The sequence below is a fragment of the uncultured Vagococcus sp. genome (assembly GCF_963518325.1).
Lineage (GTDB): Bacteria > Bacillota > Bacilli > Lactobacillales > Vagococcaceae > Vagococcus_D.
In genome coordinates this window covers 202,400-217,307 of record NZ_CAUQJB010000002.1, presented here as the reverse complement: position 1 = coordinate 217,307, position 14,908 = coordinate 202,400, and the positions used below count along the sequence as shown (strand labels likewise).

General features: G+C 39.3%; 20 protein-coding genes and 1 other annotated feature (1 of these 21 only partly in view). Of the genes, 18 read left to right on the top strand and 2 right to left on the bottom strand.

The window, feature by feature from the left end:
• Positions 1–58, top strand: a sequence feature (ribosomal protein L21 leader region) (it extends 20 nt beyond the left edge of the window).
• Positions 59–77: 19 nt separating this feature from the next.
• The 18 genes from rplU to recN all read left to right on the top strand — a co-directional run bounded on the left by rplU (position 78) and on the right by recN (position 13,713).
• Complete coding sequence (rplU, locus tag RWN13_RS02905) at positions 78–386, top strand: 50S ribosomal protein L21 (RefSeq protein ID WP_209527501.1); 309 nt, start codon at positions 78–80, stop codon at positions 384–386.
• Between the two features lie 28 nt (positions 387–414).
• Positions 415–759: a ribosomal-processing cysteine protease Prp gene (locus RWN13_RS02900; RefSeq protein WP_314060313.1), complete on the top strand. Its 345-nt coding sequence runs from the start codon at positions 415–417 to the stop codon at positions 757–759.
• A gap of 14 nt (positions 760–773) precedes the next feature.
• Positions 774–1,058, top strand: a complete 285-nt coding sequence (gene rpmA, locus RWN13_RS02895; RefSeq protein WP_209527505.1) for a 50S ribosomal protein L27 — start codon at positions 774–776, stop codon at positions 1,056–1,058.
• Positions 1,059–1,411: 353 nt separating this feature from the next.
• On the top strand, positions 1,412–2,689 hold the full coding sequence (locus RWN13_RS02890) for a hypothetical protein (protein WP_314060311.1): 1,278 nt from the start codon (positions 1,412–1,414) through the stop codon (positions 2,687–2,689).
• 121 nt (positions 2,690–2,810) lie between these two features.
• Entirely contained in the window at positions 2,811–3,170 is a 360-nt protein-coding gene (locus RWN13_RS02885; protein WP_314060310.1) for a hypothetical protein, read from the top strand.
• 52 nt (positions 3,171–3,222) lie between these two features.
• Positions 3,223–3,567 carry a DUF3969 family protein gene (locus RWN13_RS02880; protein WP_314060309.1) on the top strand — a complete coding sequence of 115 codons (345 nt, stop codon included), beginning with the start codon at positions 3,223–3,225 and terminating at the stop codon, positions 3,565–3,567.
• Positions 3,568–3,867: 300 nt separating this feature from the next.
• On the top strand, positions 3,868–4,293 hold the full coding sequence (locus RWN13_RS02875; RefSeq protein WP_314060308.1) for a GNAT family N-acetyltransferase: 426 nt from the start codon (positions 3,868–3,870) through the stop codon (positions 4,291–4,293).
• Between the two features lie 142 nt (positions 4,294–4,435).
• On the top strand, positions 4,436–5,500 hold the full coding sequence (locus RWN13_RS02870; protein ID WP_314060305.1) for a Xaa-Pro peptidase family protein: 1,065 nt from the start codon (positions 4,436–4,438) through the stop codon (positions 5,498–5,500).
• A gap of 108 nt (positions 5,501–5,608) precedes the next feature.
• Positions 5,609–6,166, top strand: a complete 558-nt coding sequence (gene efp / locus RWN13_RS02865; protein ID WP_314060302.1) for an elongation factor P — start codon at positions 5,609–5,611, stop codon at positions 6,164–6,166.
• Between the two features lie 65 nt (positions 6,167–6,231).
• A complete protein-coding gene (locus RWN13_RS02860) occupies positions 6,232–6,657 on the top strand; it encodes an Asp23/Gls24 family envelope stress response protein (protein WP_314060301.1) in 426 nt (141 codons plus the stop codon).
• Positions 6,650–7,099, top strand: a complete 450-nt coding sequence (gene nusB / locus RWN13_RS02855) for a transcription antitermination factor NusB (RefSeq protein ID WP_314060300.1) — start codon at positions 6,650–6,652, stop codon at positions 7,097–7,099. The genes RWN13_RS02860 and nusB overlap by 8 nt, the downstream gene beginning before the upstream one ends.
• 111 nt (positions 7,100–7,210) lie before the next feature.
• Complete coding sequence (locus tag RWN13_RS02850; protein WP_314060298.1) at positions 7,211–8,053, top strand: bifunctional methylenetetrahydrofolate dehydrogenase/methenyltetrahydrofolate cyclohydrolase; 843 nt, start codon at positions 7,211–7,213, stop codon at positions 8,051–8,053.
• Between the two features lie 101 nt (positions 8,054–8,154).
• Positions 8,155–9,510: an exodeoxyribonuclease VII large subunit gene (gene xseA / locus RWN13_RS02845; protein ID WP_314060501.1), complete on the top strand. Its 1,356-nt coding sequence runs from the start codon at positions 8,155–8,157 to the stop codon at positions 9,508–9,510.
• Entirely contained in the window at positions 9,503–9,730 is a 228-nt protein-coding gene (locus tag RWN13_RS02840; RefSeq protein WP_314060296.1) for an exodeoxyribonuclease VII small subunit, read from the top strand. The genes xseA and RWN13_RS02840 overlap by 8 nt, the downstream gene beginning before the upstream one ends.
• 17 nt (positions 9,731–9,747) lie before the next feature.
• On the top strand, positions 9,748–10,629 hold the full coding sequence (locus tag RWN13_RS02835) for a polyprenyl synthetase family protein (RefSeq protein WP_399553629.1): 882 nt from the start codon (positions 9,748–9,750) through the stop codon (positions 10,627–10,629).
• 15 nt (positions 10,630–10,644) lie between these two features.
• Complete coding sequence (locus tag RWN13_RS02830) at positions 10,645–11,475, top strand: TlyA family RNA methyltransferase (protein ID WP_314060291.1); 831 nt, start codon at positions 10,645–10,647, stop codon at positions 11,473–11,475.
• A 97-nt stretch (positions 11,476–11,572) separates the two neighbouring features.
• Positions 11,573–12,031, top strand: coding sequence for an ArgR family transcriptional regulator (locus tag RWN13_RS02825; protein ID WP_314060289.1), 459 nt, complete (start codon positions 11,573–11,575; stop codon positions 12,029–12,031).
• A gap of 5 nt (positions 12,032–12,036) precedes the next feature.
• Entirely contained in the window at positions 12,037–13,713 is a 1,677-nt protein-coding gene (recN, locus tag RWN13_RS02820) for a DNA repair protein RecN (RefSeq protein WP_314060286.1), read from the top strand.
• A 39-nt stretch (positions 13,714–13,752) separates the two neighbouring features.
• Here recN and RWN13_RS02815 read toward each other — a convergent pair whose 3' ends face one another.
• Both RWN13_RS02815 and RWN13_RS02810 read right to left on the bottom strand, forming a co-directional pair.
• Complete coding sequence (locus RWN13_RS02815; protein ID WP_314060283.1) at positions 13,753–13,866, bottom strand: DUF4044 domain-containing protein; 114 nt, start codon at positions 13,864–13,866, stop codon at positions 13,753–13,755.
• A 69-nt stretch (positions 13,867–13,935) separates the two neighbouring features.
• Positions 13,936–14,889 carry a magnesium transporter CorA family protein gene (locus RWN13_RS02810; RefSeq protein ID WP_314060281.1) on the bottom strand — a complete coding sequence of 318 codons (954 nt, stop codon included), beginning with the start codon at positions 14,887–14,889 and terminating at the stop codon, positions 13,936–13,938.
• Positions 14,890–14,908: the final 19 nt, after the last annotated feature.

The following is a 14,908-nucleotide window of genomic DNA, read 5'->3' as shown; positions in this document are numbered from 1 at the left end:
AATAAGTAATTAAGAACAGAGGAATTTGTCGCTTATGCCGGCGAGTCTAAGTAAACTATAAGGAGGTGCTTAACAGCATGTACGCAATTGTTAAAACAGGTGGTAAGCAAGTAAAAGTAGAAGTAGGCCAAGCAATTTACATCGAGAAATTAGATGTAGAAGCAGGCGGAAAAGTAGTATTTGACGAAGTGATTTTAGTTGGTGGCGAGTCTACGAAAGTAGGAACTCCAACAATCGCAGGCGCAACTGTTGAAGGAACTGTTGAGAAACAAGGAAAACAAAAGAAAGTTGTGACTTTTAAATACAAACCTAAAAAACATACTCACCGTAAACAAGGTCACCGTCAACCATACACTAAAGTGATGATTGATGCGATCAATGCATAGTTTTAACTAACTGAAAGAAGGCAAGAGAATGATTAAAGGAACATTTAAGCGTGCTGAGGATGGTCGTGTTATTTCATTTGAAATAAGTGGACACTCGCAAGCCGGTTCTTATGGCGATGATATTGTCTGCGCAGCTGTTTCAGCTTTGACATTTAATTCGGTTAATTCGATAGAAGCTCTGGCAGGATTTGCGCCAATTTTGGATGTGGATCATGAAAACGAAGGGTATCTTTATTTTGAAATCCTTGCAGATATTAGCCAAGAACAATCTAACATTGCTCAAATTCTATTAGAAAGCTTATTGCTTGGTTTACAGAGTATTCAAAGTGAACACTCAGAATTTATTAAGATTGAAACTGTAACAACTACTTAAGGAGGTGCAACCAAATGTTGAAAATGAATTTACAATTCTTCGCGACGAAAAAAGGTGGTGGTTCTACTGCCAATGGTCGTGATTCACAATCAAAACGTCTAGGTTCTAAAAGAGCTGATGGCCAAACTGTAACAGGTGGTTCTATTTTGTACCGTCAACGCGGAACAAAAATTTACCCTGGTGCTAATGTTGGTAGAGGTGGAGACGATACTTTATACGCTAAGATTGATGGCGTGGTACGTTTCGAACGTAAAGGACGCGACAAAAAGCAAGTGTCTGTTTACCCAGTAGCGCAATAATTAACACAAATGTTTAGGCTAATCTCTTGGTGCTCAAGGGGTTAGCCTTTTTATTTGCTTTGAAATAAATCAACTGAATACGGTTTTTTTAAAAATAAGATAAGGCTATCATCTTTATAGATGGTGGCTTTTTTGTTATTGGTAATATAAGGCGGTTAGCCCTTACCTCGAAGTATAAGGTAGGAAATACCTACCTTGTTCAGTTAAATTGATATTTATGATTAGGTTGTTAGATGCTGAAAAGTGGCACTTAATATGTAAATTGTTTAACAGAACCGAAAATTTCGGCATCACAGGCGCAAGCGTCTAGCGTAACAAGTATGTGCCGCAAGCAGATAGAAGGCTATGAACAATTGCAGAGAGCCATTGAGGATTTCTCAGCAAACAGCCCCATGCTTACAGGGGCCGCTTATGATTCAGCTAAAGGATTCTTTACGTCAGTACTGCAACCATTAGCCCAAGGCGGGATACTACTGTCAGAAGCTGTTATGGAAGCATGTCAGAAGTTTCCAGAAGAATATATAGCGCAAGTTGATAGTGGTGATTTAAGGGAATCGGACTTAAGAGAAAAAATCGCTCAAGTTGATCGGCTGACGTCGGAATTAGCAGAAATGAATGATCGTTTACACGGAATGTTGTTTCAACAACAGCAGGAGGGGGCGTTAGATGGATCCATTGCTTCTAAGATGTCAAGTAATCAGTCGTTGATGGCAACCTATCAGACGGCCCGTCGAAAACTACAAGAAAAACTTGATGATCTACTTTCATTTAACGAGAGATCGCCGGCAATCTTTTCGGAAATCAGCACGTTAGAGGAAGCCGTTTCAAAAGGTGGAAAGTTAGCTAAGGGCTCATGGGATTCTAGTTTAAGTCAGTTTAGAATGCCCAAGTCTGAAAATATGGAATGGGCCGCAACGATTAAAAAGCGATGGGAGAGTTATGTTGAGCGCCAAACAATTGAAGATGAGTTAGAAATAAAACAAATACAACTACCTAGTGGAGAGATTATCTACACAGTTTATAAAAATGGTGAGTTGGATAAAGATGCAACAAACGAGTTAACTGTTGAATTAGCGAAAGAAGACTCGAAGTCTTTTAAAGCTTTCATTGCTGGAGCAGGATATCAAGTTCTTGAAAATAATGGAGTCAAAGCTTTATTAGAGTCAGTTTTTGGTGAAAGAGAAGTAAATGACTCCCTCAAGCAGAATAAAGGTTATAATAAAGGTGTATTTGTAGGGGATTTATTTAGTTTAGTTCAATCTGGTGCTGAATTCATAGGAGGTACGCTATGGTTCATTGGTGGGTCTGGTGGTAGTTTAGCTTTGGCTCCAGTAACAGGTGGAGCGAGTGCTGGCGCCATTCCAGCCGTCTCAGCAAGTACATTAGCAATTTGGGCGCATGCTACAGCTGTTGGTGGAATGAGTATCCAGAATATTATAAGCGGTGGGAACTATGACAATTCTTCGAATGCAGTTGGGAATATGGACGACTTTTTTGAAGGTGAGTTTGGCTCTGAATTAAAAGGAAATCTGTCTAAAAATGGAAAACGAGTCGATGGACAACAAGTCTATAAAGTAGATAATAAAAAGTTGAAAGAATTAGGTTTAAAAAAGGAGACCAATTATATTTAGATGGTATGCACAAAGATCATCTGGAAGTATTTGATAGCAAAGGGAAGTTTTCTAAGGTATTAAACTTAGATGGAACGATTAATAGGGATAAAACCTTAAAAGGATTGGGAAGGACGCTAAAATGATGATGGATTCTAAAGATTTTGATACATTATTAGAATTTTATACAAAGATAAATGGCAAAAATAAAGATGAGAATAATATTGATTTTCCCATATTGGAGTTGAAAGAAGATGTTATTGATGAGATCGTAGAAGATTTGAAGAAGCTAAAGAGTATTACTAAAGATATAGCAACGATTGATATGGAGAGGAGTTTGGAAGAAATAAATTATCAGTATATTTTTAGAGATAATCTTGTGAAACTTGTAGGAGTCTACGGTCATTTAAGCTCGGAGTTTGAAGATTTATACAACCTTAATGCGGCATTTATACAAAGTTTACCAGAAGGGCCTAAAGATGATTCTGAGTTAATTAAATAGTGTTGGACACTGTACAATTGGTGCTGGATTGAGTAATCCTTAGGAGGAAAAAATGCAATTAAACTTGTCAGTAAATAAAACAAATGAAGCAGAAAGGCTAATTTTAGTTAGTGCTATAGGTTTACTAGAATCGCTAGAAAACCAAGTGCTGACGATAGATGATTGTGAAAATTACTTATTTAGTCCCTATACGGTAAGCATTTTGGAAGAAAAAGGAGTAAGCGAAAAAGTCATAGAAATAGTTGAATTGGGATGTGAGTTGGAAGATATTCAATCATTAATGCCTGATAGATTAAAAGAAGAAATACACACTTTAAAGCTACAAGCATACGAATGCTTACGAGGGGTTCCACTCTCTGATGATCCCTTTGATGTGAAGAAGTGGCTTGATAAGTAGGGAGAGTAAAAAAGCCTAGCCGCTCAATGAGTGACTAGATAATTATTGCCCGTAGTAATTGTGATTTGAGTGAATACGGTATTGAATACGGAAAGATTTTCTTTAGTGGTATTCAATGATATAATTCTACTAATGAGATTTAAATAATTGTTGCCACTATCGTATTTAGGCGCTATGTGACTACTTGAAACCCGAATACCCAGTAGCGCAATAATTAACACAAATGTTTAGGCTAATCTCTTGGTGCTCAAGGGGTTAGCCTTTTTTTGATGAATAAAAGATTAAATAGGGAGTGACTGAATGAAGATTAGAACGGCAAAAATAGAAGATCTAAGTGCTTTGAGAGAGATTTATTACGGCTCTCGAGTTAATCATTTTACATGGATGAATAAGAGTCTGTCTCTGTTGGATTTTGATTTGGCGACCGCTGGAGAAGAAGTTTTATTAGTAGAGGACAATTTTGAAATCATTGCCTTTATGTCTGTCTATGAACCGGAGAATTTTATTCATTTGTTGTTTGTTAAACCAGGTCGTGAAGGACAGGGGATAGGTGGAATGCTGTTAGCAGAGTTACTGAGAAATCAAGATAGGACAGTAAGGTTGAAATGTTTGCTCCAAAATGAAGGTGCCCGCTATTTTTACGAAAAGCATGGGTTTTGTATTGTAAGGGAAGAGGTTGATGATCAGGACGGCCCTTATTATGTGATGGAGATAGAGGGGCATTAACAATGCATAAATAACAGTGTGTAGTACTTTGGTCGGTCACTTTTATTTTGCGAAACCAACAATAAATCAGGGCCTTTGGTTTAACTAATCGCTGTTCTTTGTTATAATTGAGAGGATGTCAGCAAAGAAAGAGGGTTAATAAATGATTAATCGCATTGAAAAAATAAGAACAAAACTAGCAGAGTTAGAGTTACCAGCTATTTTGATCACAAGTGAGTACAATTTACGTTATGCAACTGGTTTTACTGGTACCACGGGTTTAGCAGTTATTACATTAGATAAAGCTTACTTTGTTACGGATTTCCGTTATACGAAACAAGCGACGGAGCAGTGTCAAGGTTATCAAATTGTTCAAAATGTTGGACCAATCTATGATGAGGTAGCTAAGATTGTAAAAAGTGATGGTTTATCGGGTATTGCATTTGAGGAAGATTATGTGTCTTATGGGACTTACAGTGTCTTAGATGGATTAATTGGCGCTGATTTAATACCTATTTCAGGACTGATTGAAGGGTTACGTGAAGTGAAAGAATCGGGAGAAGTGGCTATCATTCGTAAAGCTTGTGAAATTGCTGATGCTGCTTTTGCCCATATTTTAACGTATATCAAACCGGGAATGACGGAAATTCAAGTTGCCACGGAATTAGATTTTCATATGCGTTCACTAGGAGCTTCAGGCATTTCCTTCGAAACAATTGTTGCTAGCGGCTTACGTTCTGCAATGCCTCACGGGGTAGCAAGTGAAAAAGTGATTGAAAGTGGTGATATGATTACACTTGATTTTGGTTGTTATTACAATGGTTATGTGTCTGATATGACGCGGACGATTGCTTTAGGTGATCCTGGTGAAAAAATGAAAGAGATTTATCAATTGGTTCTAGATGCTCAACTGAAAGTGTTAGAGGCTGCAAAACCAGGAATGTCTGGTGTGGAGCTAGATCATGTTGCCCGTGGGTATTTTGATGAAAAAGGTCATGGGGCTGCCTTTGGTCATTCGACTGGACATGGCATAGGCTTGGAAATTCACGAAGGTCCCAACGTATCGCGCTTAGCTGAAAAACGCTTTGTTCCCGGTAATGTGATCACGAACGAGCCTGGTTTGTATTATCCGGAAATTGGTGGTGTGAGAATTGAAGACGATTTGTTAGTGACGGAAACGGGAATTGAAGTCTTAACTCACTCGCCGAAAGAACTAATTATCTTATAAAACTTGTTTAAAACAGTGAGTATGCGAGCTCCTATGTGATCTTTCTAATGACAAAAGTGGTCATTTAATGATAAACTGTAGACGAGTCTATATGATTGGAGGAAACGGATGATTTCTGTAAATGATTTTAAGACAGGATTAACGATTGAATTTGACGGCAGTATTTGGCGAGTAGTTGATTTTCAACATGTTAAGCCAGGAAAAGGAGCAGCATTTGTTCGCTCTAAACTGAAAAATCTACGTAATGGTTCGGTTCAAGAAAAAACCTTCCGTGCAGGAGAAAAAGTTGCCAAAGCTCAAATAGATAATCGCAAAATGCAATACTTGTATGAAAGTGGTGGTAACCATGTGTTTATGGATACGGACAACTACGAACAAGTGGAATTGCCTACTGAGCAGATTAAAGATGAGTTGAAGTTCTTATTAGAAAATAGTTTTTGTTATATTATAATGTATGGAACAGAAACCATCGGTGTGTCCTTGCCGAATACAGTGGAGTTAAAAGTCGCTGAAACGTATCCGGGAATTCGTGGCGATACATCGTCAGGTGGTTCTAAACCAGCGACGATGGAAACGGGTTTGATTGTTCAAGTGCCGTTCTTCGTCAATGCAGATGATGTGTTAGTGGTTAACACGGATGATGGTTCATACGTCTCACGCGCGTAGTGGGTGTGGCTGTTTAATGCCAAATGTTTTATAATGGTAACAGCTATTAAGAAGGAGGGGTCCAAATGACTGAAGAAACAACATTTGTAATTGAGAATGGTCAAGAAAATATGGGTGGCGAGATTGTGATTGCCCCTGAAGTGATTGAAGTAATCATTGGGATTGCAGCGTCTAAAGTATCTGGTGTTTATGGCATGCGTGGTGATTTGGCTTCAAACGTCAATGAATTATTAGGCAGAGCAGCTCATGGTAAAGGCGTTCATTTGAAAAATGACGATAATGGCTTGAAAGTTGAGCTTTACTGTTATTTAAATTATGGCGTATCGGTACCGAAAGTTGCGTTGGATATGCAAGAGAAAGTGAAACAACAAGTTCTATATATGACGGATATCGAATTAGCGGAAGTTAACATTCACGTAGTGGGTGTTGTGCCGGAAAAATTAGCTAGCCCAAGTCTAGAAGAATTATTTGATTCAGAAGAGGATGAATAGAGTGGAATTAACTCGTCACGAAATAAGAGAAAAAGCTTTACAGTCATTGTATCCCTTTGACTTTAATCAAGATGTTACGAAGGAAGATGCTATTAGTTACGCCTTTGAATACAATAATGCCGAATTAGTGAGTGAAGATGGTGAGGCCTTTATTCCAAGTTACTTAGACGCTTTAGTAACTGGTGTCTGCCAACATCGTGAAGAGTTGGATCAATTAATTCAAAAGAATCTGAAAAAGTGGACTTTAGCAAGAATTGCGAAACCCGATTTAATTATCCTGCGAATTGCTATTTATGAGATGCTTTATGTCGATGAAATACCTGCCAAGGTTGCCTTGAACGAAGCTCTTGAGCTAACTAAAAAATACAGTGACGATGATTCCCGTAAATTTGTTAATGGGGTTTTATCTAATATTGTGCCAACCTTAAACTCAGAGAAATAGTTCGCTATTTCTTTGAGTTTTTTCTTTTTTTGATGAAGTTGAAATCTTTCTTGAAGAATTAATCTATGCTAAAATATAGGCAGTGAAAAAAATAGAAATGAGGCGTTATTGATGGTAGGTAAAATTATTGATGGCCGTGCGTTGGCTGATAAGATGCAGGCGGAGATGGCTACTGAAGTGGCTGATATGTCGGTTAAACCTGGTTTAGTCGTGATAATCGTAGGTGAGAATCCAGCTAGCCAGACCTATGTTCGCAATAAAGAATTAACGGCTCAAAAGATCGGGTTGCATTCTGTGGTGGAGCGGTTATCAGCAGATGTCTCGGAGGCTGACTTAATCAAAGTCGTTTCTAAGTATAATCAGGATGACCAATTTCATGGTATCTTAGTTCAGTTACCCTTACCTGACCATATAGATGAAGAGAAGGTTTTATTAGCCATAACGCCAGAAAAAGATGTCGATGGCTTTCATCCGATTAATGTTGGTAAGTTATTTAGCGGTCAAGCGGGGTTAATACCTTGTACCCCATATGGCATCATGAAAATGTTAGAAGCTTATGGTGTGGAGATAGCAGGGAAAGAAGCTGTTGTAGTTGGCAGAAGCAACATTGTCGGCAAACCGATGGCACAGCTTTTATTAGATAAAAATGCCACCGTGACGATTACCCATTCGCGGACGGTTGATCTGCCGACAGTTACAAGACGGGCGGATATTTTAGTTGTAGCCATTGGACGAGGTCATTTTATTCATGCTGAACATGTCAAACCGGGCGCTGTAGTAATAGACGTGGGAATGAATCGCAGTGACGAAGGTAAACTAATAGGTGATGTCGCTTTCGATGAGGTGATAGAGGTGGCCAGTTTAGTAACGCCTGTACCGAAGGGGGTCGGCCCGATGACGATTACCATGTTGATGGAGCAGACAATCGCTAATGCGCGTAAGAAACAGTCTTAGTCTGTTAAGATAACCTGATAGTAGATTGATAGATAATCGGTTAATGAAGATGCTAGTAAAGTCTCGTTTACAGAACATCGATAAAAAAGGAGATGAGTGACCTGGAACAACAGTATTTGACAGTCACAGCTCTGACGAAGTATTTAAAACGTAAATTTGAAGCAGACCCATACCTAGAGCGGGTGTATTTAACAGGTGAGATATCCAACTTTCGCATGAGGGCCAATGCTCATCAGTATTTTAGTTTGAAGGATGATCAGGCGAAGATTGCAGCAATCATGTTTAAAGGGGCGTTTCAAAAGCTGAAATTCACGCCTAAAGAAGGTATGAAAGTGCTGGTTGTCGGTCGTATTTCGTTGTACGAAGCCAGTGGTAACTATCAGATTTATGTGGAACATATGGAGCCAGATGGTGTGGGTGCTCTCTATCAAGCTTTAGCTGAAATGAAAGAAAAGCTCTCTGAAGAAGGACTATTTACAGCTGAAAAGCAACCCCTTGTTCCGTATCCACGAAAAATAGCGGTGATTACGAGCCCAAGTGGAGCGGTTATTCGTGATATTATGACGACGTTGAAACGTCGATACCCAATTGCTCAACTGATTCTTTATCCAACCTTAGTTCAAGGCGATAAAGCAGCAGATGATGTTTGTCGTAATATTGGGCGAGTTGAGTCGCGAGGTGATATTGATACGTTAATCATAGCTCGTGGGGGTGGTTCCATTGAGGATCTATGGCCGTTTAATGAAGAGCGGGTTGCTCGGGCTATTTTTGAGGCGAAAACACCGATTATTTCGTCGGTTGGACATGAAACGGATGTGACGATTGCTGATTTGGTAGCGGATGTTCGTGCGGCGACACCGACAGCTGCAGCTGAATTAGCAGTGCCGGTCTTAAGTGATGAATTGCTGAAAATTAAAGAACGAGAAAATCGTTTGATTAAAAGTTATTCTTATCAAGTTAACCGTCAGAAGCAGCGTCACCAACATGTGATGAATTCTTTTATCTTTAAGCAACCCCAACGATTGTATGAAGGATTCTCAGTTAAGCTTGATTTAATGATGAGGACGTTTCAACAAAATAGTCACCGTTTAGTGGCTGACAAAAAGGAATGGTATCAAATAATCAATCACCAGTTAAGACTAGTGACTCCGATTAATCGAGTGAGCAGCCAATCTCAACAATTAGGAATGTTGCAACAACAACTGACGAATGAAATGCTGCAATTAATTAAAGAAAAAAATAAACAGTTTGGGCAAGTAACCCAATCTTTGGACCTGTTAAGTCCCTTAAAAACTATGGGACGCGGTTACACCTACGTAACAGATGAGGAAAAACTAGTGGCTTCTGCAAAAAATCTTGTGGCAGGTGAGGCATTAACGATTCATTTTGTTGATGGGGAAGCGGATATGACGATTAACAAGATCAGAATAAATGAGAGTGAGGAAACAAATGGCTAAAGAAGTAATGACTTTTGAAGAATCAATGATGGCCTTGGAGGTTATTGTAAAAGAGTTAGAACAGGGAGATGTACCCTTGGAGACGGCTTTGGAACAATTTCAAAAAGGGATTGCACTAAGTAAAATCTGTCAGGAAACCTTAACAAAAGCAGAGAAAACTTTAACAAAAATTATGACAGAAAATGATGAAGAAGTTGTCTTTGATGAAAGCGAGTCTTAATGATGGGGGATAGCTTACTGACTAACTTTGCTGATAAGCATTTGCCTAAATTAGATCAAGAAATTAATCAATTTATTAAGGAGCATGCCACAGAGGATAGTTTGTCAACGAGTATGGAGTATTCTTTGGCTGCTGGCGGGAAAAAATTACGGCCATTGTTGTTGTTGGCAACCATTGATTTTTTTAATGGAGAGATAACGAGAGGTGCTTATCAGGTGGCTGGAGCTTTGGAAATGATTCATACCTATTCGTTGATTCATGATGATTTACCAGCTATGGACGACGATGAATTACGCCGAGGGAAGCCCACAAATCACATTGTTTTTGGTGAAGGCTTGGCAATTTTGGCAGGGGACGGTTTATTGACGGAAGCCTTCCATCTTGTAGCTGAAGCTGAGTTAGCTTCTGACCTTAAAGTGGCTTTGCTTCAACGTTTAGCTAAGGGGGCAGGGACTCAAGGTATGATTGGTGGTCAGGTTGCCGATATTGAAGGGGAATCTCAACAATTGGATTTAGCGAGCTTGCAGTCGGTTCACCGCCGTAAAACTGGGGCTTTAATAAAGTTTGCAGTTGAAGCGGGACTTATACTAAGTGGTCAGGAACATCAAATAGTGGAGTTGATGCTGATTTATGCCGATAACTTCGGAATCGCCTTTCAAATTAAAGATGACTTGTTAGATGTAATTGGTGATGAGGCTGTTATTGGTAAAAAAACGGGCATGGATCAAGCATTAAATAAGAGTACCTATACGTCTTTATTAGGTGTTGAAGGTGCTGAAATGGCTTTAAAAGAACACTGTCAATTGGCTCTTTCTACTTTAGCTAAAGTTAAGTTGGAAGTGGGAATCGACCAGAAAATAAGTTTATTAGAAGAATTGATTCAGACATTAATGGTTTAAATGAAAGTGAGACATATGAAAAAAGAACGTGTAGATGTCCTTGTGTACAACCAAGGTTTAAGTGAGACTCGAGAAAAAGCCAAGCGAGCAGTGATGGCTGGTTTAGTTTACGATACCAATAATCAGCGGATGGATAAACCGGGTGAGAAAATTCCGGAGGACACCGAACTCCATTTGAAAGGTGAAGGGCTTAAATATGTCTCACGTGGTGGGCTGAAGTTAGAAAAAGCCATTGAGGTGTTTCACATTGACATGACCGATAAAATTTTATTGGATATTGGCTCTTCAACTGGTGGTTTTACTGACGTGGCGCTCCAAAATGGTGCTAAAATGAGTTATGCGTTGGATGTTGGTTATAATCAATTAGCTTGGAAATTACGACAGGATGAGCGAGTGGTTGTGATGGAACGAACTAATTTCAGGTACTCGAAACCAGAGGAGTTTACTGCTGGTTTACCTGATATTTCATCGATAGATGTGTCATTTATTTCGCTACGCTTGATTTTACCTGTTTTAAAAACGATTTTGAAATCTGGTGGCGAAGTGGTCGCCTTAATTAAACCTCAGTTTGAAGCCGGAAAAGAATTAGTCGGTAAAAACGGGGTGATTCGTGATCCAAAAACTCACCGTCTTGTGCTGGAACGCATGCTGACATTTATGGAGGCGGAAGGATATCAAATCGCCGGAGTGGATTTTTCCCCGATTAAAGGTGGAGAAGGTAATATTGAATTTTTAGCCCACTTAAAATGGAACGAGGAACCACTGGTGGCCATAAACATCGAACAACTTAGTCAGGAAGTAGTGGAATCGGCTCATCGTGAATTAAAAGTAAAAATTGCTGAATAGTAGCTAATCTTAACTGATTGGTCTGCTGAGTCTTGAAATGGGCTATTCCTCGCGGCCGAGTATAGGGCTCATAAGAGGTTGAAATAGGAGGTAGTTTATGAAAAAAACAGATCGTCAACGCTTGATTAAACAATTGTTGAAAGAGCACCGTATTCAAAAACAAGAGGAATTTGTCGAGTTATTAATTGAACGTGGTATCGACGTGACCCAAGCGACGATATCGCGCGATATTAAAGAGATGCAGTTGATTAAGGTCAGTAATGAAGATGGTTCGTTCCATTATAGTTTATCGAATCAAAAGCCAGAGGTTGATGATCTAAGGCTTAGCAAAATGCTTGATGCAAGTTTAGTGAGTCTAAGTATTATGGATAAAATGGTGGCGATTAAGACCATTCCAGGAAGCGGTGGCGCTTTAGGACAGTTGATAGAAAAGTTGTACGAGAAGCTTTTATTTACTAGTCTCGCAACTGATGATAAGGTTTTAATGATTTTTAAGGAAGAAAGCCAAGCCATTGACGTTCACCAGCAATTAAATGCCATAAGTTATGAGAGGTGAAAGTGATGCTACAAGAATTATCCATTCAAAATTTTGCGATTATTTCTGCTTTGGATGTGTCTTTTGGTGAAGGGATGACTGTTTTAACAGGTGAGACTGGAGCTGGTAAATCGATCATTATTGATGCGGTAGGTTTGTTGGTCGGTGGTCGGGGATCCACAGATTATATTCGACAAGGGGCTTCAAAGTGTGTTTTAGAAGGGCAATTTAGCGTTGTGCCAGATTCTCGTTTGGTCTTATTGTTAAGTGAATTAGCCATTGATTTTGAAGATAACACGGTGATTATTTCTCGAGAAATATCTAAGAGTGGTAAAAATGCGTGCCGGGTTAACGGTCGATTGATTAACACGGCAACTTTGCGTGAGATTGGGAGTTATTTGGTCGACATTCACGGACAAAATGAACATCAGGAATTAATGCATGCGGAGAATCACCTGCGTTTATTAGATCAGTTCGGTCAGAAGCAAATTAGTCGTCTAAAGGCGCGCTATGATGTGGCGTACGGGGCTTACAGAGAGACTTTTTCAAAAGTACGCAATAAACAAAAGCATGAAAAAGAATTCGCCCAACGAATTGATATGCTTCAATTTCAGTGTGAGGAAATTGAAGCAGCTGATTTGAAGATTGGCGAGGAAGCGGTTCTGATAGATGAGCGGCATCGTTTGAATAATTTTCAAAAAATAGCTGACGGATTAACTAATAGTTATGAGGCTTTAACAGGTGGTGAAACCAGTAGTTTGGATCAAGTAGGTGTGGCCATGAATGAACTGATTGAAATTGAGGGCATTGATTCAGAATACTTGGAAGTTTCCGATGTCGTAAAGAATAGTTATTACCAGCTTCAAGAGGCTGTTACTGCAATTTCACGTATGGTTGATACTTTAGAAATGGATGAAACTCGCATCGATGAAGTTGAGTTTCGGTTGGATACCATTCGCCAGTTAAAGCGGAAATATGGTGAGTCAGAGGAGCAGATTTTAGCTTATTTTGCGGATATCTCAGCAGAGTTAATGGAATCGATTCTAGGTGAAAATCGGAGTGAGCAGTTGGAAGCTCGGTTGGCTGAACAAGAAGCGGAGCTTATGGGGCTGGCAGATCAACTGACGTCTTTGCGTAAGGAAATCGCTAAAAAACTAGAAGAAGCGATTGTCAAGCAACTGAAAGAGTTGTACATGGAGAAGACGGTCTTTGATGTTAGAGTTGAAAAAGAAGCCAGTTTTAATGAAACTGGGCAGGATAAGGTGGAATTTTTTATTACAACCAATCCTGGAGAACCCTTGAAACCTCTAGTGAAAGTCGTCTCTGGTGGAGAGCTGTCTCGTATTATGCTGGCCCTCAAAACTATTTTCTCTCAGACTTATGGCGTCACGAGTATTGTGTTTGATGAAGTAGATACAGGGGTTAGTGGCCGTGTTGCTCAAGCGATTGCCAATAAAATCCATCAAGTCGCAGAGAACTCACAAGTTCTCTGTATCACTCATTTACCTCAGGTGGCAGCTGTGGCAGATACGCAGTACTTTATAGAAAAGCAAGTCAAAAACAAGCGAACAGAAACCTCTCTCAAACAGTTGAATGATGAAGAACGGGTATTAGAAGTGGCTCGGATGTTATCGGGAGATGCTATTACGACTCTGACGAAGGAACATGCCAGAGAACTATTGGCTTTAGCAAAAAAGAAGTGAAAATAAAAGAGTTAAGTCAAAATTTTGACTTAACTCTTTTTAAATAATCGCCATTACACCGCCTAAGATAGCTGCGCCAAGAATGGCGATTAGCATAACCCAAACAACGACCTTGGTAACTTTGGAAAAAGTATTCGGTTTTTTACTGCTCACAGGAAGACACTCCTTTTTTATTCAATGCCATAAGTGTACACCTTTTACGCTAAGGTTCGCAAGTCAAAACTAAAAAAACTTTTTCTTTTTTAATATCCAGAAAGTGATTAAACTGAAAACAATCGTCAAAATGACGAGCCACCAGAAGGCGTTTTTTTCTTGGGCAAAAGGGAGTTCCACGTTCATGCCATAGACACCGCCGATAATCGTTGGGATGGTTAAAACAATTGTAATAACGGTTAGGACCTTCATGACGATGTTCATATTATTGGAAACAATAGCTGAAAATAAATTTCCCAGTTGGGATAGTAGTTCGGCTTGGATTTTGGCAGAAGCCAGGGCTTGTTTGGTTTCGATCATTATATCGTAAAGAGCCGTCATGCTTTCTTTGCTCGTCATAATAAGAGTAGATTCATAAGCTTTTTCAATGACAATTAAATTTTGTTCTAAGGCTGAGTCGAAGTAGACTAGGCTTTTTTGCATGTCCATCAATTGAAAGAGTTGTTTGTTCTCTGTTGATTTTTGTAATTCGCTTTCTAGGCCATCGGTTTCAGTTTTGATGGCTTTGATGTAATAGTTAAATAAATCAGAAAAATGCCAAGCTAATTGAATGGCCAATTTTTCTTTGGTTTCAATTTTAGAAATAAAAGCTTTACCTTTAAGTAGATTGGCGCCTAGTTCTAACGTGTCGTTGCAACTGGTGATGACCTTGTCTCGGGTAATAATGATACTAAAAGGGAGTGCTTCGATTTGCTTAAAGCCACTAGGACTCATCACGATTTTAGGGTATTGTAATAACAGGAGTACAGGTCGATCTAAAGAAGGTTGCTTAAATCCTTCGTAACGGGAAATTTCCTGATTATCCAAAACAGCTGAAAGATAGTCATGGGGGAAATGGTAGCGTTTCGTAAAACGATCAATGTCATCGCTTGTTGGTTTCTCAATATGAACCCAATTGGCGGATAGTTCGTCTGTTGCTTTGCTTATTTGACTATCATCGCTGATAGAGTAGTAATTAATCAATGAGTGTCATCCTTTCGAG

What these genes read in the sequence shown, in the direction of transcription:
- recN (WP_314060286.1), top strand. Translation starts at nt 12,037, where the DNA reads ATGCTACAAGAATTATCCATTCAAAATTTTGCGATTATTTCTGCTTTG.
- RWN13_RS02825 (WP_314060289.1), top strand. Translation starts at nt 11,573, where the DNA reads ATGAAAAAAACAGATCGTCAACGCTTGATTAAACAATTGTTGAAAGAG.
- RWN13_RS02875 (WP_314060308.1), top strand. Translation starts at nt 3,868, where the DNA reads ATGAAGATTAGAACGGCAAAAATAGAAGATCTAAGTGCTTTGAGAGAG.
- RWN13_RS02900 (WP_314060313.1), top strand. Translation starts at nt 415, where the DNA reads ATGATTAAAGGAACATTTAAGCGTGCTGAGGATGGTCGTGTTATTTCA.
- rpmA (WP_209527505.1), top strand. Translation starts at nt 774, where the DNA reads ATGTTGAAAATGAATTTACAATTCTTCGCGACGAAAAAAGGTGGTGGT.
- RWN13_RS02880 (WP_314060309.1), top strand. Translation starts at nt 3,223, where the DNA reads ATGCAATTAAACTTGTCAGTAAATAAAACAAATGAAGCAGAAAGGCTA.
- efp (WP_314060302.1), top strand. Translation starts at nt 5,609, where the DNA reads ATGATTTCTGTAAATGATTTTAAGACAGGATTAACGATTGAATTTGAC.
- RWN13_RS02840 (WP_314060296.1), top strand. Translation starts at nt 9,503, where the DNA reads ATGGCTAAAGAAGTAATGACTTTTGAAGAATCAATGATGGCCTTGGAG.
- RWN13_RS02885 (WP_314060310.1), top strand. Translation starts at nt 2,811, where the DNA reads ATGATGATGGATTCTAAAGATTTTGATACATTATTAGAATTTTATACA.
- nusB (WP_314060300.1), top strand. Translation starts at nt 6,650, where the DNA reads ATGAATAGAGTGGAATTAACTCGTCACGAAATAAGAGAAAAAGCTTTA.
- rplU (WP_209527501.1), top strand. Translation starts at nt 78, where the DNA reads ATGTACGCAATTGTTAAAACAGGTGGTAAGCAAGTAAAAGTAGAAGTA.
- RWN13_RS02830 (WP_314060291.1), top strand. Translation starts at nt 10,645, where the DNA reads ATGAAAAAAGAACGTGTAGATGTCCTTGTGTACAACCAAGGTTTAAGT.
- RWN13_RS02850 (WP_314060298.1), top strand. Translation starts at nt 7,211, where the DNA reads ATGGTAGGTAAAATTATTGATGGCCGTGCGTTGGCTGATAAGATGCAG.
- RWN13_RS02870 (WP_314060305.1), top strand. Translation starts at nt 4,436, where the DNA reads ATGATTAATCGCATTGAAAAAATAAGAACAAAACTAGCAGAGTTAGAG.
- RWN13_RS02860 (WP_314060301.1), top strand. Translation starts at nt 6,232, where the DNA reads ATGACTGAAGAAACAACATTTGTAATTGAGAATGGTCAAGAAAATATG.